The following is an 18,579-nucleotide window of genomic DNA, read 5'->3' as shown; positions in this document are numbered from 1 at the left end:
CGGAGCCGCCGGTACCGAAGGGCCGCCGTCAGCAGGGAGACGGCGGCCCTTCCACGTCACCCCCGGGCGCGATGCCGACCGGTGGTGTCCGGCCGGTGGCCGAGAGCGACGCTCCTGCGCCATCGCCGACGTTGGAAGGGGTTCTGCGCGGGTACCCACAGGGCCATGCGGATAAGCGTGGTGGATGTGGGCTCGAACACGGTCCGTCTCGTGGTGGCGGACGCCGAGGACGGGGTGCCACTGCCGGTGCACACGGCGAAGTGGCGGCTGAGACTCTCCGATCATGTGCGGCCGGGCGGCCCGGTCCCCGAGGAGGCCGTGGAACGCCTGGTGGAGGCGGTGGAAGGGGCCGGCAGGACCGCCGCCCGGTGGGGGGCGGCAGGACCGCTGGCCTTCGCCACCGCCGTCGTGCGCTCCGCGCCGAACCGTCAGGAGGTGCTCCGCGCCGTCCGCACCCGCACCGGCATCGGGCTGTACACCCTGCCGGGCGAGGTGGAGGCGGAACTCACGTTCCTCGGGGCGCGGCGCTGGATGGGCTGGCGCGCGGGGCCGCTCGCCCTGTTCGACATCGGCGGCGGATCACTCGAAGTCGCCTTCGGCCGCGGCCGGTTGCCGGACTACGTGGCCTCGCTGCCGCTGGGCGCGGGCCGGCTGACCCACGAGTTCTTCGAGGGGCAGGACCCGCCGCCCCCGGAGGCGGTGCGGGCACTGCGCCGCAAGGTCCGTCACCAACTGCGGGACGTCGCCTCACGCATCCGCTGGGAGGGACCGCGCACCGCGGTGGCCACCTCGCGCACCTTCGAGCAGCTGGGGCGGCTGTGCGGGACCCCGCCCGGGCGGCGCGGCCCGTTCGTGGAACGCCGGATGCACCGCGCCGACCTGCGCGAGGCCATCGAGTGCCTGGCCGCTCTCCCGGCCGCGCGGCGGTCCGAACTGCCCGGCATCTCCGCTCCGCGGGCCGCGCAGAGCCTGGCCGGCGCGGTGGTCGGGCACACGGCGATGAAACTCACCGGGATCAGGACCGTCACCATCTGCCCCTGGGCGATCCGCGAGGGGGTCCTGCTGCGGCACATCGAGGACGGGCCCGCCTGGTGGGCCGAGATCGGCCGCCGCAACGAGGAGAACACCGCTCCCTCCGAGACGGTGCCCCTGCGCATCGCGGCCGCCGCCACCTGAACGAGGAACGAGAGGAGACAGCCGTGCCGGAGAAGAAGCAGAAGCCGGACACCGCCCTGGACGAGGTCCTGCACGAGTTCGAGGACGCCGAGAAGCGCGTCCGGGACTCCGACGACGAGCGGGCGCACCGGGGCGAGGCCGGGGACGCGACCACCCCCAACGAGCGTGCCCAGGAGGAAGCCGCAGGCGAGTGACCTGGCCGGCCCCGGGCGGCGTGGGTGACCCGCCGCCGCCCGGGTACCCGGGGCCCATGCCTCAGGACCCTCGAGAACCACAGCTGCCGCCGGCCCGGGGCCCCGTCTCCGCCGCCGTCCAGGAATATCTCCTCGGCGCCGGACCGCTGCCGACCCACGAGTCCGTCGCCCGGGCCGACGTGTACGGCGACGACCTCCAGCTGGCCCTCTACATCTGCTACGAACTGCACTACCGCGGCTTCGCGGGCGTCACCTCCGACCACGAGTGGGACCCCGACCTGCTGCGCACCAGGGCCGCAATGGAACACCGCTTCCTGTCCGCCCTGCGCACGGACACCCCGGCGCACGACAGCGTCGAGGACGCGCTGGCCGAACTTCTCGTGGAACCGGTGGACGGCACCGGAGTCAGTCACTTCCTGAGCAAGGAGGGCGAGCTGTGGCAGGTGCGCGAGTACGCGGTCCAGCGCTCGCTCTACCACCTCAAGGAGGCCGACCCGCACGCGTGGGTGCTGCCGCGGCTGTGGGGGCGCGCCAAGGCGGGCATGGCGGCGGTGGAGTTCGACGAGTTCGGCGGCGGCCGCCCCGAGCGCGTGCACGCCCTCCTGTTCGCGAACCTGATGACGGACCTGGGCCTGGACACGACCTACGGGCACTACCTGGACGCGGCCTGCGCCGAGATGCTCGCGACGGTGAACCTCATGTCCCTGCTGGGCCTGCACCGCAGCCTGCGCGGAGCCCTCGTGGGCCACTTCGCTGCGGTCGAGATCACCTCCTCGCCCGGTTCCCGGCGACTCGCCGAGGCGATGCGCCGCACCGGCGCGGGACCGGCCGCCGAGCACTTCTACGACGAGCACGTCGAGGCCGACGCCGTCCACGAACAGGTCGTACGCCATGAGGTGATCGGCGGTCTGCTGGCCGAGGAACCGCATCTCGCCGCCGACGTCGCCTTCGGGATCGACGTCACCGGACATGTCGAGGACCGGCTCGCCGAGCGCCTGTTGCGTGACTGGGCGGACGGGCGCTCGTCCCTGCGCACTCCCGCCCTCTCCGAAATCCACCATATTTCCTGAATGTCGGGGTACTTGGCCGAGGTGAGATCACTGAACCCCCCTCTGGTCCTCCCCGGTGTCTACCGCCCGCAGGAGGACACGGCGCTGCTGGCCGGAGCCCTGTCCGAAGAACCGCTGCCGCCCGGCGCGGACGTCCTGGACGTGGGGACCGGGACCGGTGCCCTCGCTCTCCAGGCGGCACGCCGGGGCAGCCGGGTGACCGCGGTCGACGTGTCCTGGCGGGCGGTGTGCACGACCCGGGCCAACGCCTGGCTGGCCGGCGCGCCGGTCCGGGTCCGGCGTGGCAACCTCTTCACCCCCGTGCGGGGCCAGTCCTTCGACCTCATCCTGACGAACCCGCCGTACGTACCGGCACCGACAGGCGCCCGGCCTCCCCGCGGAAGGGCCCGGGCCTGGGACGCGGGCCACGACGGACGGTTCGTGCTGGACCGCGTCTGCCGGGAGGCCCCGGCCCTGCTGCGACCCGGCGGGGTGCTGCTGATCGTGCACTCCGAACTCAGCGACTCCGGACAGACGGTCGGGCATCTGCGCGCGGCCGGCCTCAAGGCCGCCGTGACCCGCCGCCACCGCATCTCGTTCGGACCCGTGCTGCGTACGCGGCAGCACTGGCTGCGTGAGCGCGGCCTGCTGTCCGCCGCCGACAAGAAGGAAGAGCTGGTGGTCGTCCGTGCCGAACTCCCCCTCTGACGCCGACCGGCCGTGCCGCATCCGGATGCAGCAGCGCGGCCCGCTGCTCGTGGAAGGTCCCGTGGAAGTGGAACTGGAGGACGGCAGCACGGTCGCCTCCGACCGCTTCCGGGTCGCCCTGTGCACCTGTCGGCGCAGCCGTCGCTATCCGTGGTGCGACACCAGTCACCGGGAGCGGACGCGCTCATAGACAGGACGTCAATGTAATTGACAAAAATTCACTGGGTCGAGTGAACCAGATCTTGCGGACCTCGCTGGATGGATGGTCCGGGCCCCCGCGGGGTAGCTACCGAGACCGAATGCGTCCCTCGCCGAGGTGGAGCGGCCATGACGCCGGAGTCCGACGACCTCACCCCCGGAACGCCCGCGGCGAATCCGTACGCCCGCACCCTGACGCACGGCCGCTTCACGGTGGTCGAGGCCGCCGGCGAGATCGACCTCGCGACGGCTGCCTTCCTCGCCGCGCATCTGGACGCGGCGACCGCGACCGACCTGCCGGACGTACTGGTCGACCTCCGGCACGTCGAGTTCTTCGACTGCTCGGGCCTGCGGGTGCTGTGCCGCGCCGAGTCCCGGGCCCAGCAGCGCGGCGGACGGCTGCGCGTGGTCAGCGACCGTCCGCGGCTGCACCGGCTGTTGCGCGCCTGCGGTCTGTGGCACCGGTTCCCGCCGCTTCCGGAGCTTCCGCGGGCTCCTGACGGCGAGTGACCCGAGGGTCCGGCAGACGGCCCCACTCCGTCCGCCGGACCTCGGTGCGGGATCACGGGGTTCCGTGAGAGGGGCGGCACTCCCCAACTGCGGGCCCCTCGGACAGGTCACGGGAACCGCGCGACCCCGGTCTCTCAGAACGCGAAGACGGTCCCGGAGGAACTCTTCACGCACTCGTTGGCGAAGGTGCGTTCGTAGGAGACGCGCTGCCCCCGCCACACGCCCTCGACCGTGACCACCACGGGGGCGTACTCCTTGGTGCACATGGCGTCGGATCCGGCCCCGAGGGCCTCGAAGTCCCCCTGTACGGCGCGCAGTTCGGCGCAGGCCGCGCTCGCGGCCGGATGGGTGCCCGAGGAGGTCGGGGCGCAGGTCAGGGTCACGGCACGTTCCGGGGTGACGGAGGCGGCGTTCTCGCCGTGGCCGAGGGTGAGCACGAGGGCCGAGGGAGCGTAGAGGCCCGAGGCGGCGGCCGGTTCGGCGAGGGCGGCCCCGGTCAGGGGTCCGCAGACGGCGGTGGCCGTGAGGCCGAGGGTCGCTGCCCAGCGCGCGGTGTTCCGCATTGTGTGCATCCTTCCGCTGGATTCGAGGGTGTGCCCTCCGACTCGGTCGGTGCCGGAGCGGCGAGCGCGAGTCTGCCGAGTCCTGGCCCGAACTTCACATCGACCCCACAGCTTTCAGTAACCTTGCGTGTTGAATCAGTGGCGCGAAGTCACATCATCCGAACAGGCGAGCCCCTCAACCGGGCGGTTGTCGATCTCCCGATCCGGCCGGATGGCTTGATCACCCCGCCTCGGCAATAGGCCTGAAACATTCCGCTTCAGCTGTCGGCGCACACCGTCACGACCCCTTGCGTTCATGGAACAGGGGAGTAATCGTCATTACATGATTACTGACGAGCAACGAGAGAAGCTGCGCGGCTGGTTCACCGGCCGCTTGCCGGACGACCTCTTCGAGGCCCTGGTCGAGGTGGTCGTCGACCGCGAGGAGATCACCGTGATCGGCCGCATCCCCGGCCCCCGGCTCACCGAGGACGCCTCGGCCGCGGAGCGGGAGGCGGCCGTACAGGGCCGGATCCAGGAGTTCCGTGAGCGCACCCGCGAGGACCGCGTCGAGGTCGCCCGCGAGGCCGAGCACAAGTTCCGCCGGAAGGTGTCCTGGGGAGTGGAGTGCGACGGCGAGCGCGCCCTGTTCACGCATGTGGCCGCGCCCGTGATGACCCGGCTGCGCCAGCCCGAGCGCCAGGTCCTGGACACCCTGATCGCCGGCGGGGTCGCCCGCAGCCGCAGCGACGCGCTCGCCTGGTGCGTCCGGCTGGTCCAGCGGCACACCGACGACTGGCTCGCCGAACTGCGGGAGTCCCTGGAACACGTGCAACGGGTGCGGGAGCGGGGGCCGGACGCCGACGGGGTGGGCGACTCCTCCGGCGGGGACCCGCAGGACGGATGACCGGGGCGCCCGGGTGGGCCGTACCGCCGACGCGCCCCGGCAGGAGGGCATCGGTGCACGCGGCGCACCCCGTGGCGGCCCCGGGCCGTCGGCAGTGGGCCGCGTCCCCGGGGCGGACCGCCCCGGGGAGCCCGCTCGACCGGTCGCCGGGCCCGGAGCGGCGTCGGTGGCCTCGGCTACATTGCGGCCATGACCAACTTCGTACTGGTGGCGGGCGCGAGGCTCGGAGCGTCGGCGTGGGACGCGGTCGCGGCCGAGCTGCGGGCGGCCGGGCACCAGCCCCGTCCGCTGACCTTGTCGGGGCTCGCGGAGAAGCGGGGCGTCCCGGCGGGACAGCAAACTCATGTGCGGGACATCGTGGACGAGGTCGAGCGGCTGAACCTGCGCGAGGTGGTGCTGGTCGGGCACAGCTACTCGGGCATACCCGTAGGGCAGGCGGCCGAGCGGATCGGTGACCGCCTCGCGAGGGTGGTGTTCGTCGACGCCAGTGTGCCCGTCGACGGGGAGTCGTTCCTGTCCGGCTGGCCGAGCGACCACGTGCGCGTGCAGATCGCGAAGAACGACGGCTTCTGGCCGCCGGCGGGCCCCGAGCACTACGCGGGCCAGGGGCTGACGGGCGAGCAGATCGCCCGGATCATCGACCACTCGTCTCCCCACCCGGGCGCCACGCTCACCGAACCGGCCGTCCTCGACCGCCCCCTGGGCGAACTCCCGGCGACCTACATCAAGTGCCTGCTCGACGACGAGGAACCGATGCCCGTCGTGGCCGAGCTGCTGAAGAGCGAGCTGTGGGAACTGGTCGAGATGGACACCGGCCACTGGCCGATGTTCTCGCGGCCCCGCGAACTGGCCCGGATCCTCACGGAATCCGCCGCGACCACGACCACGCCCTCCTGACCGGCGCCCGCCCGCCGATATCGTCGGCGCACTCGACGACGAGAGGCGGCTGGGACGCATGGCCAAGCACTGGGCGGACTTCCAGTACGAGATCTATCTGAACGGCATGTCCGGCGCCGTGCCCCGGCTGCCCACCGACCTGACCCGGCTGGAGGAGCTCACCGAACAGCGCCTCGGGCCGGGGCCGGTGGGCTATGTGGCGGGCAGCGCGGGTGACGGAAGTACGGCGCGGGCGAACCGGGCGGCGCTGGAGCGGCGCCGGATCGTGCCGCGGATGCTGCGGGACGTCCACGAACGCGACCTGTCCGTCGAGGTGTTGGGCCGCGCCCTGCCCGCACCGCTGGCGCTGGCTCCGGTGGGCGTCCTGTCGATCATGCATCCGGACGCGGAGCCGGCGGCGGCCCGGGCAGCGGCGGCGCAGGGCGTGCCGTACATCCTGTCGTCGGCCTCCAGCACGCCGATGGAACAGGTCGCCGAGGCCATGGGAGACGCGGAGCGCTGGTTCCAGCTGTACTGGCCGAAGGACCCGCAGGTGGCGCTGAGCTTCCTGAACCGGGCCAGGGCGGCCGGGTTCACCGCTCTGGTCGTCACCCTGGACACCCCGCTGCTGTCCTGGCGGCCCCGCGATCTGGACCAGGCGTATCTGCCGTTCCTGCACGGCGTGGGCACCGCCAACTACTTCTCCGACCCGGCCTTCCAGGCGGGCCTGGCCAAGCCGGTGCACGAGGACCCGAACGCGGCCGTGCTGCACTTCGTCGGCATGTTCGCGGACCCCGGCAAGAGCTGGCCCGACCTGGCGTTGCTCAGGGAGCACTGGGACGGGCCGATCGTCCTCAAGGGCGTCCTGCACCCGGACGACGCCCGCCTGGCCGCCGACGCCGGGATGGACGGGGTCGTGGTCTCCAACCACGGCGGCCGTCAGGTGGCCGGCGCCGTCGCGGCGGCCGACGCCCTGCCGCGTGTGGTGGAGGCGGTCGGCGACCGGCTGACCGTGCTCTTCGACAGCGGTGTCCGCACCGGCGACGACGTCTTCAAGGCGCTCGCGCTGGGCGCCCGCGCGGTGCTCCTGGGACGGCCGTACGTCTATGGCCTCGGCCTCGACGGACAGGCGGGCGTCGAGCACGTGATCCGCTGTCTGCTCGCCGAACTGGACCTCACCCTCGCCCTCTCCGGGCACGCGAGCCCGGCCACGGTCGGCCCCGCCGACCTCGTCGAGGACCTCACGTGGGAGGCCTCCACGAGGCCGGCGGGGGACCGTCCCTAGACCGGGTCCCTGAGGTCCGCGGGCCGGGCCTGCGGGGCCCCGTTCCCGGTGACCGACAGCGAACCGGGACTCGCGGTCGAGGCCGCGTCGGTCAGCCAGCGCTGCTGGTCCGAGCCGTCGCGGACCTTGACGACGACGTCGGCTCCCGGGTCCTCGGTGGTGACGGCGAGGGCGAGCCGCTCGTCCCAGCGGGGCAGTAACTCCCCCTGCACGGTGAGGTCGTAGCGCACGTCGTCGGCGCGCTTCGTCCGCTCCCCCGCACAGCCGCCGAGGATGACCACGCCCGCGTCCGCGTGCGAGTCCAGGCACAGTTCGGGATCCGCCTCGCTGCGCAGCAGCCCGTCCTTCTCGTACGACCACTGCTGGGTCCGCTCCGTCGAGCAGGCCGCGAGTTCGGTGCCGGCGCCCTCCTTCACCGTGCCCCGGATGTCGAGGCAGAGGTCGGCGGCGGCGTCGCGCAGCCGGGTGACCGCGGGCGCGGTGGGCAGCTGGGCGGTGCCCGGCGTCCGGGTTCCGGCGCCCGGGGCCGTGTTGCCGCCGGTGGCACTGGTGGAGGCGGCCGGGTCGGCGCCGCCGTCGTGCGACCACAGGCCGGCGGCGAGCATGGCCGCGAGGAGGCCGGCGGAGGTGAGGCCCACTCCGGTGAGCAGGGTGCGTGAGGACCGCAGGCCGCCGCCCTCGCCGAGCACTCGGCGGCCGGGAGCCGGGATGCGGTCGAGGATGCCGCGGCGTGCCGCGCCGTGCCGGCCGGTGCCCCGGCCGCGGGTCACCGTCTGGGGCGTACGCCCGGCGCGCAGTTCGAGGTAGCGGCGGGCACCCCAGCCCAGTACCGCCTCGGCGATCAGTGCGCCCAGGCCGCCCTCGAAATGGCTCAGTTGTTCCGCGGCGGAACGGCAGTAGGGGCACTCGGCGAGATGCTGCTGGACATCCGGCAGCAGGGCTCCGCCGCGGCGAATCGGAACGTCGAGGAGACGGTTGTAGAAGCGGCAATCCTTGCTCGGCGCGAGTTCCCGATGGGCATGTACACATCCTTCTCTGAATTTTTCACGCGCCTGTTCGAGTGCCGCCGACGCGGTGTCGGTACCCATGCCGAGGAGTGCGGCGGGCACGGCTATCGAGTCCCCCTCCACCTCGGTGTGCCACAGCAGACAGCGGGCGAGTCCGGGTAGGGACTGGAATGACCGCTCGGCGAGCTTGCGGTTTTCGGGCGTCATGGACTTCGCGGCCCGCATACCGCGGCCGCCGTTCGGTTTCACCAGGTCCGGCAGAACACCGGTCGTCCGGTCCTCGGCGGCCCACTCCTTGACCGTGTCCCGCACGGCCACGAGGGTTCTGGGACGCAGCGCGAGAGCCGGCTCGCCGAGCGCGAGCCGGTCCAGGACCTGGTGGAAGGCGGCCGCGGCCACCATGGATGCGGTCTCGGACGGGGAGGCGAGGCAGATCACCGCGTATTCGTGCGCCGGTTTCCAGTGGCGGGCCATGAGCAGCGCGACGGCCTGGGCGGCCTCGCCGTCGGGACGGCCCCTGAGCCGGGCGGCGAGATCCTCGTCGGATTCTCCGGAGGCACCGCCGGGCGGCGGGTAAGGAGGGAGCGGTGGGTGGGGGGTTGGCACTGAGCGGTTTCCTTCCCACTGACATGGGACTCACAGAAGTTCTCCTTGCCGAAAAGAAGTGCCGTAACGGGCATCCCTTTTGGGCGCGGGCGCGGGAGGCACGAATTCGCCGACGCCCCTCCGCCCCGGTTCCCCACGGGACGAATACGACCCGGCCTTGCCCCCCACACAGGTGGTTCACCCTTGCACAAGTCACTCTCGCCCAACAAGGCGCCTGGGCAACATCCGTGCCTTTTGAAAGACGGTCGGACCGGGCCGCAACTGCGTACACTCGCACCGGCTTTCGACATTTCATGCGCCCCGTGTGAAACCGGCGCACGCGCCGGAGCGCCACGCACGCTCCCCCCACGGGGCGACCGGTGGTCCAGTGGAGACGGCCCTTCTCGGAGGCCCCGCGTGGGACGGCGGCTCTCCCGCGCGAAACCCCGGCCGCCGACCCCGTTCCTCCCGCCCTCGGTCGGCGGCCCCGGGGCGGGACGGTCGGCGTCCGGCCGGGGCGCCGTACCCCCGCCTGGTGGGGGTGGCCGGGGCGGCCTCAGATCCGCCCTGGGCCGCCCGGATCCGTCCGCGTCTGCTTCGGTCCGCTCAGATCCGCTCAGATCCGCTCAGATCTGCCAGGACCGCAGCCGGTCGGCCGCGCCGTACACGTCGGCCTTGCCGGAGATCAGGTCGCGGGCTAGGTCGACGAGGGCTCCGTAGGGCGGGTCGATGCCGACGCCGCTGACGAACATGTAGGCCACGGCGGTGGCACAGGCGAAGCGGGCGTTGGCCGACGGTAAGGGCTTGAGCAGGGCCAGGGTGTGCAGGAGGGCGGCGGCGCGCCAGGCCGGGTCGGAGTCGACGCCCAGGCGGGGCGGGTCGACGCGGTGCCGGGCGACGGCGGCGACGAGGGCCGAGAAGTCGTTGATCGTGGGCTGGTCGGGCAGAACCTCTTCGTGCCGCTGGAGCAGCCAGGGCACGTCGATGTGAACGACGGAAGCCATCGGTCAGCCGACCCGCCCCGCACCCTTGGCGGCGGCCGGTTCGTCCTCGGGGAAGGCGGCGGCGAACTCGTCGGCGTGGGCGGAGAAGAACCGCCGGAACGCTTCCGCGCCCTCCTGCAGAGCCCGGTGCCGGGCGATGTCGGCCGCGGCGGCCTCCCGGACGAGGGCCTTCATCGAGGTACCGCGCTCCTTGGCGATCTGCCGCAGGTCCTCTAGCTCGCGGTCGCTGAACTCCACGTTGAGAGCTGGCATGCCTTCACGGTACCGCTCGGGTACTCGACCGTAAATATTCGCAGGTCAAGGAGGCCGTGATGCGGTACCGGGCGGTGGGCGAAGTCCCGCACTCGAAGAGCAGCGTCCCCGAGCGCAGTCCCTGGGTGAGGCGTGGGTCACATTCCAGCCGCCGGATGTCACATTCGGGAGCCGCAAGGCCTCGCAGTAGTGAGCGCACTACTGGGAGGTCACACGCGATGTCCGAGATCCCCGTCCCCGACGCCGAGGTGGCGACCGGTGTCTTCGTCGAGCACCGGGAGCTGTTGTTCGGGGTCGTCTACAACATGCTGGGCAGCGTCGCCGACACCGAGGACGTGCTCCAGGACACCTGGCTGTCGTGGACGCACCGGGGCGTGGGCGGAATCGACAACCCCCGCGCCTATCTGGTCCGCATAGCCGTCAACCACGCGCTGCGGCGGCGGGCCCTGGTCAGCCGCCGCCGGGAGACCTACGTCGGCCCGTGGCTGCCCGAGCCCCTGGTCGCCGACGAGGACGGCGCCGAGGACCCGGCGCTGCGGACCGAGTCCGTGTCGCTGGCGATGCTGGTGGTCCTGGAGGCGCTGTCCCCGCTGGAACGCGCGGTGTTCGTGCTGCACGAGGTGTTCGGGTACGCCCACACCGAGGTCGCGGAGATCCTCGACCGCACCCCGGCCGCCGTACGGCAGGTGGCACACCGTGCCCGAGCCCATGTGCACGCCCGCCGCCCGCAGTACGAGGCGCATCCCCGGGTCCGCCGGGAGGCGACCGAACGGTTCGTGCGGGCGGCCCTCGGCGGGGACATCAGGGAGCTGATGGAGATCCTCGCGCCGGACGTGACGGTGTGGACGGACGGCGGCGGTAAGCGCAAGCAGGCGCTGCGGCCGGTGCACGGCCGGGACAAGGCCGCCCGGCTCCTCAGCGGATACGCGGAGCGGGGCGCGGCCCAGCTGGATCTGGACCTGCGCTACCGGCGCGTCAACGGCGACGACGCGGCCGTGCTGTTCGCACACGACGCGCCGTACGCGGTGATCGTCCTGGACCTCACCCCGGAGGGCGACCGGGTCGCCGGCCTCTTCGTCGTCACCAATCCCGACAAACTCACGCATGTGCAGAAGGAGGAGGCGTGACCGCCACCGATCGCCGGGCCGAACCGGTGAAGGGCGAGCGGCTGTCCGGCTGGCTCGACGGACGGCTCGGCACCCGCACGCTGGGCGCGAAGTACCTGCGCAAGGTCTTCCCGGACCACTGGTCCTTCCTGCTCGGCGAGATCTGTCTGTACAGCTTCGTCGTGCTCATCCTGACCGGGGTGTGGCTCACCCTGTTCTTCCATCCGTCGATGAACGAGGTGACGTACCACGGCAGTTACACGCCCCTGAACGGGGTGCGCATGTCGGAGGCGTACGCCTCGACGCTGGACATCAGCTTCGACGTGCGCGGCGGACTGCTGATCCGGCAGCTGCACCACTGGTCGGCCCTGATCTTCGTGGCCGGGATGCTCACGCACATGATGCGGCACTTCTTCACGGGCTCGTTCCGCAAGCCGCGCGAGGTCAACTGGCTGTTCGGCTGGGCGCTGCTGTTCCTCGGTCTGTTCGAGGGCCTCTTCGGCTACTCGCTGCCGGACGACCTGCTGTCGGGCACGGGCCTCAGGTTCGTCTACGGCGCCACCCTGTCGGTGCCGGTCGTGGGGACGTATCTCGCGCTGTTCCTGTTCGGCGGCGAGTTCCCGGGGCACGACATCGTGGCCCGCTTCTACTCGCTGCACATCCTGGTGATCCCCGGCATCATGGCGGCGCTCGTGGTGGCCCACCTGATCCTGGTCGTGTACCACAAGCACACCCAGTTCGCGGGCCCCGGAAAGACCGAACGCAACGTGGTCGGCACGCCGTTCTTCCCGGTGTACCTGGCGAAGGCGGGCGGCTTCTTCTTCCTGGTGTTCGGGACGCTCACCCTCATCGCGGCGGTGGCGAGCATCAACCCGGTCTGGTCGTACGGCCCCTACCGCGCCGACCAGGTCTCCACGGGCGCCCAGCCGGACTGGTACCTGGGGTTCGCGGAGGGTCTGGTGCGGGTGATGCCGGGCTGGGAGGTGACCCTGTGGGGCCACACGCTGATCCTGGGGGTCCTGATCCCGGTCGTGGTCTTCCCGCTCCTGCTGGTCTTCATCGGGGTGTATCCGTTCCTGGAAGCCCGGTTCACCAAGGACAGGAGCGAGCACCACCTCCTGGACCGCCCGCGCAACCGCCCGGTCCGTACGGCGATCGGCGCGTCCTGGATCAGCCTGTACCTGATCCTGCTGGCCGGCGGCGGCAACGACATCGTGGCGACCCGGCTCCATCTGTCGATCAACACCGTGACCTGGGCCGTGCGGATCGGGGTGTTGGTGGTCCCGACGGTCGTCCTCGTCGCCACCCGGCGCATCTGTCTGGGTCTTCAACTCCGGGACCGGGAGCTGGTGTTGCACGGCCGGGAGACCGGTGTGATCAAGCGGCTGCCGCACGGTGAGTACGTCGAGGTGCACCAGCCGCTCGATCAGGCCCGGCTCCACACGCTCACCGCGCACGAGCGGCCCGGTGAGCTGGTGGAGCATGCTCGGGTCAGCCTTGATCCGCCACGAAGGACGCCATCCGGGTCAGGGCCGAGTTCCAGTTGATGGTGTGCTCGTTGGTCGACCAGGACTGGATGTCGTCGATGTAGCAGAACTGGCCGACGCAGCCCTGGAGTTTGCTCTGCGCGTAGGGGTCCTGGATGCCCGAGTTCGGCCCGCCGGCCAGGGTCCCCTTCGGCGGGTTCGGCATGTTCGGGTCGAGCTGGTGGGCGTACCAACGGGCGTGCTGGTTGTGGGAGTTGACCTCGCCGTAGCCGGTCACGTACGAGATGTTCAGGGCGTTGCGGCCGAAGATGTAGTCGATGCCCTGGAGCGCCCCGTCCCGGTATTTCGAGGCGCCGGTGATGTCGTAGGCGGTGGCGATGACGATGCCGTTGTGCAGGATCTGGTGGTTGGATCCCCAGTCGTAGAGGTTGCCCTCCGGGGCGTACGGCATGCCGTACGGGTGGGCGTTCAGCGTGGCCAGGTAGCGGTCGGCGCCCTTGACGACGGACTGGCGGACCTTGTCCCGGCCGGGGAGCTTGCTCGGCACGGTCGCCAGGTCCAGGCGGGCCGCGGCGGCGGTTCGGGCCCAGTCGTAGCCGACGGGAGTGAAGATGTCGGCGGTGTGGACGGGCGAGGCGAGGACGTGGTCCTGGAACGCCTTCTCCCCCGTGGTGAGGTACAGCTCGGCCGCCGCCCAGTAGAACTCGTCGGTGACGTTGTTGTCGGCGTAGGTGCCGCCGCCGACGCCGTCGCTCTCCGAGGCGTACAGGTCGGGGTGGGCGAGCGCCGCCGTCCAGGCCTTGCGGGCGGCCGCCAGGGCCTTCGCCGCGAACGCCTTGTCGTACGGCTTGTACAGGCGGGCGGCCTGCGCGGCGGTCGCGGCCAGGTTCAGGGTCGCCGCGGTGGACGCCGGGTGCAGTTCGCGCTTCTGCGGGTCGTCGCTCGGCAGCAGCGGCAGACCGGTCCACTGCTCGTCGTGGACCTTGTGGTGGGCCATCCCGGCCAACGGCTGCCCGTCCGGCACCTGCATCTTCAGCAGGAACTCCAGCTCCCAGCGGGCCTCGTCGAGGATGTCGGGCACCTTGTTCCCGCTCTCGGGGATGGCGAGGGTGCCGTCGCCGAGCTTCGCGGGCTGCCCGGTGCGGGCCAGCAGTTCGCGTTCGTAGGTGCTCAGCACCTCCCAGGTGGAGATGCCGCCGTTGACGACGTACTTGCCGTGGTCGCCGGCGTCGTACCAGCCGCCGGTCACGTCGAGGGTGTAGTCGCAGACGCCGGGCTGGCAGGGCACGTTCTTGTCACCCTGGTTGGGGGCCACGTTCACATGGCCGGCGGCGCGGCCGTACCCCGGGCGCAGGTCGTCGCGGATCGCGATGCCGCTGCGCTGGGTGTAGTAGTACTTCGCCGCGTCGAGGCGGAGCTGTTCGTAGGCGCGGGTGCCGATGTCGAAGGGCCGGCTGGTCTGCCCGTCGGCGACCAGGGTGAGGCCCTCGCCGCGCTTCTTGTAGGCGCCGAAGTCGATCGAGTGGACGTTCTGCCCGGAGGAGGCGTCGGTGCCACGCGGCAGGGTCCAGCCGTGGGCGACGACGGCACCGGAGGCGCTCTTCAGCTGCCAGGGCAGCTTCGTCGTGGCGTCGGTGACCAGGGTGGCGTTCTTCGGCCCGGCGGGCAGGTAGGCGACCTGGTTGACCCGCACCCGCGGTCCGGTGTCCGGCTCGTACACCTCGGGCGGGACCCCGCCCAGCAGGGAGGCGTCGTCCATGCAGAAGCGGAAGGGGTCGGCGCTGCCGCCGAGCTGGAAGCCGACCTGGGCCTGGGCGGTGTCGACGGGCGAGGTGAACGTGTACGAGTAGGAGTTCCCGGAGACGCTCAGCTGCGGGCTCACCTCGAAGTAGGTGTCGTAGGGCGCCACTTGGAGCCCCACGATCGCCCGCACGACATGCCCTTCGGGCGAACCGTTCGCGGTGAAGGAGAACTTGTACGACTCGCCCTTGGCCAGCGTGACGTCGTTCTGGCCGACGGCGGCGTCCCAGCGGTTGGCGGTGCCGCCCGGCACGTCCGCGCAGAGCTGTCCGCCGGACAGTCCCGCGGTGACGTTGCTGCTCGTCCACCAGGGCGCGGTGGTGGTGTCGAAGGTGCCGTTCTTGAGCTGCTCGACCTCGTCGGCGGCGGCCGGGGACACCGGCGAGGCCACAAGTGCCGCTCCCAGCAGGGCGGTCAGGGACAACAGTGCGGTGGTGCGTCTGTTCACGTCCGGGCTCCTCGGGGGAGGTACGGTCGGCGCTCACCATGGGAGCGCTCCCAGCTGACGGTCGCAGGCCATGTTTGTTGCAGGCATGACACCGAGTCAACGGTCCGGACGGGACCAACCGCTTCGCCGACGCCGAAACCGTCCGTCCGGACCGACCCGTGACTCAGGTGGCGGGTACCTCCAGTGCGCTGATCCGTATCGCTCCGCGGGTCTCCCCGGGGTGGGCGCTGGTGAAGGTGAGCCGGATCCGGGAGCCGCGCACGGCGTCGAAGGTGAGGACCGTCGGCGCGTCCGACGCACCGGCCCACGCGACGGCCGCCCCGGTGACCGGCACGTACCGCCGCCCGTCCCACACCGCGGCCTCGACCGCCGCGGGCAGGCTGTGGGCCGCGCTCGACGTGAAGGAGATCTCCGCCCGGTCGAAGGTCCTGGTCCGTCCGAAGTCCACGGAGACCCAGTCCGTCACCCTCGCCCCGCTGAAGGCCGGCAGCAGGGCGGTGGCGGCCTTGCTGAAGGCGTTGGACCAGCCGGTGGCCGGGTCTCCGTCCAGCATGGCGGCCGGGAGGCTGTCCGGCCGGCCGGAGTAACTGGCGTCCACCTGGGGAAAGTTCGGGGGCACCGGCAGATCCGGGGAGAAGGGAGCCGGTTCGGTGGCCGCGACCGACCGCGCCGGGGTGGTGCGCACCTTCACGGTGCCGCTGCGCAGCCCCTCAGCCCTCGCCGAGACCTTCAGCACGCCCGCCTCGGTGCCGGAGCGCACGATCGCGAGGGCCTTGCCGTGGAAGGCGGTCCGGGTGGAGGCCTGGTAGCGCTCGGCGCTCTCCTGGCGGCCGTTGTCGAGACCGGCGAGCGAGCCGCCGGTGACCGCGAAGGAGATCAGGTGCTCGGCGTCCGGCACCACCACGCCCCGGGCGTCGACGACGTCCGCGGTGACGAACACCAGTGAACGGCCGTCCGCGGCGAGGGAGGTGCGGTCGGCGGTGAGGCGCACGGCGTGGGGCTCACCGGCCGTCCGCAGCACGTCGGTGGCGACGGCCTTGCCCTTCCTGCGGGCCACCGCCTTCAGCTCGCCCGGCGCGTAGGGCACCTTCCACGTCAGATGGAGCTTGCCTGCGCTGCCGTTCGGGCTGGTGTAGCTGCCGGGATAGGGGCCGTCCGTGAAGGTCTTGTCGTCACCGGTGGCTTCCGTGGTCTCCAGGTACGCCCGGCCGTCGGTGGTCGACTTGGCGTCGAAGCTCCGGGTGCCGAGGGACCTGCCGTTGAGGAACAGCTCGACCTCGGGGACGTTGGCGTACGCCCAGACCTCGACCGTGTCGCCCTTCTCGTGGTTCCACGTCATCGGCAGCAGGTGGACCATCGGTTCGTCGGTCCACTGGCTGCGGAAGAGGTGGTACATGTCCTTCGGGAAGCCGGCCGTGTCGACCGCGCCGAAGAAGGACGCCTTCACCGGGAAGACGTCGTACGGCGTGGGCTCCCCGATGTAGTCGATGCCGGACCACAGGAACTGTCCCGCGAACCACTTGCGGTCCCGGTCCTTCTTGTGTCCGTACTCGCCGCTCATGGTCCAGGAGGCGAGGTTGTTGTCGTACGACGAGGTCTCCCGTCTGCCGGGGGTGTGGTTCTCGCCGGTGTTGAGGTGCTCGGGCTCCTGGTAGGCGCCCCGCGTCGAGGTCTCGGAGGAGGACTCGGACTCGAAGAGGAAGAGGTGCGGGTAGGCGGCGTGCAGCTGGTCCACCGACTTGGCCGTGTTGTAGTTCAGGCCGAGGCCGTCCAGCTTGGCCAGCATCAGGTCGGCCGCCGACCCCTTGGCGGGCAGGCGGCGGTACTTGTCGGAGCCGATGATCAGCGGACGGGTGTCGTCGGCGGCCTTGATCGCGGCGATGATCCGGTCGGCCATGGCGAGTCCGGCGGTGGACGTGGAGTCGGGGATCTCGTTGCCGATCGACCACATCAGCACTGCGGGCGAGTTGCGGGCCGCGAGGACCATCTCGGTGGCGTCCCGCTCGCACCACTCGTCGAAGAAACGGCCGTAGTCGTAGCGGGTCTTGGGTGTCTTCCAGCAGTCGAAGGCCTCCACCAGCATCACGATCCCGAGCTCCTCGCAGACCTGGATCATCTGGGGCGAGGGCGGGTTGTGGGAGGTGCGGAAGGCGTTGACGCCCATCGACTTCATGAGGGTCATCTGTCTGCGGATCGCGTCGATGCTGACGGCCGCGCCGAGGGCGCCCAGGTCGTGGTGGAGGTCGACGCCCTTGATCTTGTGGTGGGTTCCGTTGAGGTGGAAGCCCTCGTCGGGGTCGAAGCGGAAGGTGCGGAAGCCGAAGGGGGTGGTGTACGTGTCCGTGGTGGTGCCGCCGACCCGCAGGTCGGTCCGCACGGTGTAGCGGTGGTGCGGTGTCGCGAAGTCCCACAACTTCGGTTCGCGGACCGTCAGTTCGTGGGTCACGGTGGTCCGGTCGGTGACGGCGACCGTGGAGGACGTACGGGCGACGGTACGGCCGCGGGGGTCGAGGATCCGGGTGACGACCTCGACGTCGGTTCCGGTGCCGGACGCGTTCGCGACGGACGTCGCCACCCGGACCAGGCCCCGCTCGCCGGTGATCTCCGGGGTCGTGACGCGGGTGCCCCAGCGCTCCACGTGCACCGGGTCGGTGACGACCAGGCGGGCCTCGCGGTAGATGCCGCTGCCCGAGTACCAGCGGCTGCTGGGAAGCTGGTTCCGCACCTTGACCGCGATCACGTTCTCGGTGGTGCCGTCGGTGTGGAGCAGGCCGGTGAGGTCGAGGGCGAAGCCGGTGTAGCCGTAGGGGTGGTGGCCGGCCTCGGTGCCGTTGCAGTAGACGGAGGAGTCCATGTAGACGCCGTCGAACTCCACCGAGATCCGCTTGCCGGCGAGGGCGGGCGGCAGGGTGAAGGCGAGCCGGTACCAGCCCAGGCCGCCGGGGAAGAACCCGGTGCCGCTCGTGGTGCCGTTCCGGGTGGTCGGGGCGAGTTCGATGCTCCAGTCGTGCGGGACGGCGGTCTCGCGCCACCCCGAGTCGTCGTAGCCGGGAGCGGCGGCGTTGGCGTACTCCCCCGTCGGGTCGCTGATCCCGCCCGGGTCGACCAGCGCGAAGCGCCAGCCGTCGCGCAGAGCGACCGTACGGCGGCCGGACGCGCCCCCGGCGGACTCGGCGGCCCGGGCCGCCGGCGTGGCCAGGAGCACCCCCGCGGCCGGTGCGGCCGTGGAAGCGAGCAAAACCGATCTGCGCGTGACCGTCATGGCGGCTCTCCCTCATCAGGGCCCACAAGTACTCACAACTGATCGTGAACAAACACAATCTGACGGTGAGCCACTTGCGGCCGTCAAGGGTCCGGAGAGCTGCTTGTGTCCCGTGCGTCACCTCGGCCGGAATTCCCCCTTGACGACGGTCCGGTCGCGAGGTCTCGCGTGCACAGGGGTTCG

17 protein-coding genes are annotated in these 18,579 nt (G+C 71.4%); 11 read left to right on the top strand and 6 right to left on the bottom strand.

The genetic code is table 11. The annotated features are described in order from the left end of the window. The first annotated feature begins 165 nt into the window (after positions 1-165). From ACFYZ8_RS16250 to ACFYZ8_RS16225, 6 genes are all read left to right on the top strand, one after another. Positions 166-1,176 (top strand): Ppx/GppA family phosphatase, encoded by a 1,011-nt coding sequence (locus ACFYZ8_RS16250; RefSeq protein ID WP_359029261.1) that lies wholly within the window; start codon positions 166-168, stop codon positions 1,174-1,176. Positions 1,177-1,199: 23 nt separating this feature from the next. After that, a complete protein-coding gene (locus ACFYZ8_RS16245) occupies positions 1,200-1,370 on the top strand; it encodes a hypothetical protein (RefSeq protein WP_388533110.1) in 171 nt (56 codons plus the stop codon). A 56-nt stretch (positions 1,371-1,426) separates the two neighbouring features. Next, positions 1,427-2,440 (top strand): iron-containing redox enzyme family protein, encoded by a 1,014-nt coding sequence (locus ACFYZ8_RS16240; RefSeq protein ID WP_388533107.1) that lies wholly within the window; start codon positions 1,427-1,429, stop codon positions 2,438-2,440. After that, positions 2,441-3,127 (top strand): HemK2/MTQ2 family protein methyltransferase, encoded by a 687-nt coding sequence (locus tag ACFYZ8_RS16235; RefSeq protein WP_388533105.1) that lies wholly within the window; start codon positions 2,441-2,443, stop codon positions 3,125-3,127. It abuts the gene before it with no gap. Then, positions 3,108-3,317 carry a CDGSH iron-sulfur domain-containing protein gene (locus tag ACFYZ8_RS16230; RefSeq protein WP_359029265.1) on the top strand — a complete coding sequence of 70 codons (210 nt, stop codon included), beginning with the start codon at positions 3,108-3,110 and terminating at the stop codon, positions 3,315-3,317. Before ACFYZ8_RS16235 ends, ACFYZ8_RS16230 begins: the two co-directional genes overlap by 20 nt. A 137-nt stretch (positions 3,318-3,454) precedes the next feature. Further along, positions 3,455-3,835, top strand: a complete 381-nt coding sequence (locus tag ACFYZ8_RS16225; RefSeq protein WP_388533102.1) for an STAS domain-containing protein — start codon at positions 3,455-3,457, stop codon at positions 3,833-3,835. Positions 3,836-3,969: 134 nt separating this feature from the next. Here ACFYZ8_RS16225 and ACFYZ8_RS16220 read toward each other — a convergent pair whose 3' ends face one another. Next, complete coding sequence (locus ACFYZ8_RS16220) at positions 3,970-4,398, bottom strand: protease inhibitor (protein ID WP_388533099.1); 429 nt, start codon at positions 4,396-4,398, stop codon at positions 3,970-3,972. Positions 4,399-4,720: 322 nt separating this feature from the next. On the opposite strand from ACFYZ8_RS16220, the gene ACFYZ8_RS16215 reads away from it, so the two are divergent. From ACFYZ8_RS16215 to ACFYZ8_RS16205, 3 genes are all read left to right on the top strand, one after another. Further along, entirely contained in the window at positions 4,721-5,284 is a 564-nt protein-coding gene (locus tag ACFYZ8_RS16215) for a hypothetical protein (protein ID WP_359029268.1), read from the top strand. Between the two features lie 189 nt (positions 5,285-5,473). Beyond that, positions 5,474-6,181 (top strand): alpha/beta fold hydrolase, encoded by a 708-nt coding sequence (locus ACFYZ8_RS16210; RefSeq protein WP_388533098.1) that lies wholly within the window; start codon positions 5,474-5,476, stop codon positions 6,179-6,181. 58 nt (positions 6,182-6,239) lie between these two features. After that, entirely contained in the window at positions 6,240-7,445 is a 1,206-nt protein-coding gene (locus tag ACFYZ8_RS16205; RefSeq protein WP_388533095.1) for a lactate 2-monooxygenase, read from the top strand. Here the strand turns inward: ACFYZ8_RS16205 and ACFYZ8_RS16200 are convergent. The 3 genes from ACFYZ8_RS16200 to ACFYZ8_RS16190 all read right to left on the bottom strand — a co-directional run bounded on the left by ACFYZ8_RS16200 (position 7,442) and on the right by ACFYZ8_RS16190 (position 10,293). Beyond that, positions 7,442-9,058 (bottom strand): RICIN domain-containing protein, encoded by a 1,617-nt coding sequence (locus ACFYZ8_RS16200; protein WP_359029271.1) that lies wholly within the window; start codon positions 9,056-9,058, stop codon positions 7,442-7,444. The two genes, ACFYZ8_RS16205 and ACFYZ8_RS16200, sit on opposite strands and share 4 nt — an antisense overlap. Positions 9,059-9,663: 605 nt before the next feature. Beyond that, the gene (locus tag ACFYZ8_RS16195) at positions 9,664-10,041 is read right to left on the bottom strand and encodes a toxin Doc (RefSeq protein WP_359029272.1); all 378 of its coding nucleotides are present in this window, start codon (positions 10,039-10,041) and stop codon (positions 9,664-9,666) included. 3 nt (positions 10,042-10,044) lie between these two features. Continuing rightward, entirely contained in the window at positions 10,045-10,293 is a 249-nt protein-coding gene (locus ACFYZ8_RS16190) for a hypothetical protein (RefSeq protein ID WP_359029273.1), read from the bottom strand. 218 nt (positions 10,294-10,511) lie between these two features. Here ACFYZ8_RS16190 and sigJ point away from each other — a divergent pair, with 218 nt between their 5' ends. Together sigJ and ACFYZ8_RS16180 are read left to right on the top strand one after the other, a co-directional pair. Then, positions 10,512-11,420: an RNA polymerase sigma factor SigJ gene (sigJ, locus tag ACFYZ8_RS16185; RefSeq protein ID WP_388533091.1), complete on the top strand. Its 909-nt coding sequence runs from the start codon at positions 10,512-10,514 to the stop codon at positions 11,418-11,420. Next, entirely contained in the window at positions 11,417-12,946 is a 1,530-nt protein-coding gene (locus ACFYZ8_RS16180; RefSeq protein ID WP_388533090.1) for a cytochrome bc complex cytochrome b subunit, read from the top strand. Before sigJ ends, ACFYZ8_RS16180 begins: the two co-directional genes overlap by 4 nt. Here ACFYZ8_RS16180 and ACFYZ8_RS16175 read toward each other — a convergent pair. Together ACFYZ8_RS16175 and ACFYZ8_RS16170 are read right to left on the bottom strand one after the other, a co-directional pair. Next, positions 12,891-15,134, bottom strand: coding sequence for a glycoside hydrolase family 9 protein (locus ACFYZ8_RS16175; protein WP_388533087.1), 2,244 nt, complete (start codon positions 15,132-15,134; stop codon positions 12,891-12,893). The two genes, ACFYZ8_RS16180 and ACFYZ8_RS16175, sit on opposite strands and share 56 nt — an antisense overlap. Before the next feature lie 163 nt (positions 15,135-15,297). Beyond that, entirely contained in the window at positions 15,298-18,396 is a 3,099-nt protein-coding gene (locus ACFYZ8_RS16170) for a glycoside hydrolase family 2 TIM barrel-domain containing protein (RefSeq protein ID WP_388533085.1), read from the bottom strand. Positions 18,397-18,579: the final 183 nt, after the last annotated feature.

The organism is Streptomyces sp. NPDC001668 (assembly GCF_042893155.1).
Lineage (GTDB): Bacteria > Actinomycetota > Actinomycetes > Streptomycetales > Streptomycetaceae > Streptomyces.
Note: the sequence above shows the minus strand (reverse complement) of the source record. Positions and strands in the feature narration are given on the sequence as shown.

What these genes read in the sequence shown, in the direction of transcription:
- ACFYZ8_RS16250 (WP_359029261.1), top strand. Translation starts at nt 166, where the DNA reads ATGCGGATAAGCGTGGTGGATGTGGGCTCGAACACGGTCCGTCTCGTG.
- ACFYZ8_RS16240 (WP_388533107.1), top strand. Translation starts at nt 1,427, where the DNA reads ATGCCTCAGGACCCTCGAGAACCACAGCTGCCGCCGGCCCGGGGCCCC.
- ACFYZ8_RS16235 (WP_388533105.1), top strand. Translation starts at nt 2,441, where the DNA reads ATGTCGGGGTACTTGGCCGAGGTGAGATCACTGAACCCCCCTCTGGTC.
- ACFYZ8_RS16225 (WP_388533102.1), top strand. Translation starts at nt 3,455, where the DNA reads ATGACGCCGGAGTCCGACGACCTCACCCCCGGAACGCCCGCGGCGAAT.
- ACFYZ8_RS16220 (WP_388533099.1), bottom strand. Translation starts at nt 4,398, where the DNA reads ATGCGGAACACCGCGCGCTGGGCAGCGACCCTCGGCCTCACGGCCACC.
- ACFYZ8_RS16215 (WP_359029268.1), top strand. Translation starts at nt 4,721, where the DNA reads ATGATTACTGACGAGCAACGAGAGAAGCTGCGCGGCTGGTTCACCGGC.
- ACFYZ8_RS16210 (WP_388533098.1), top strand. Translation starts at nt 5,474, where the DNA reads ATGACCAACTTCGTACTGGTGGCGGGCGCGAGGCTCGGAGCGTCGGCG.
- ACFYZ8_RS16205 (WP_388533095.1), top strand. Translation starts at nt 6,240, where the DNA reads ATGGCCAAGCACTGGGCGGACTTCCAGTACGAGATCTATCTGAACGGC.
- ACFYZ8_RS16195 (WP_359029272.1), bottom strand. Translation starts at nt 10,041, where the DNA reads ATGGCTTCCGTCGTTCACATCGACGTGCCCTGGCTGCTCCAGCGGCAC.
- ACFYZ8_RS16190 (WP_359029273.1), bottom strand. Translation starts at nt 10,293, where the DNA reads ATGCCAGCTCTCAACGTGGAGTTCAGCGACCGCGAGCTAGAGGACCTG.
- sigJ (WP_388533091.1), top strand. Translation starts at nt 10,512, where the DNA reads ATGTCCGAGATCCCCGTCCCCGACGCCGAGGTGGCGACCGGTGTCTTC.
- ACFYZ8_RS16170 (WP_388533085.1), bottom strand. Translation starts at nt 18,396, where the DNA reads ATGACGGTCACGCGCAGATCGGTTTTGCTCGCTTCCACGGCCGCACCG.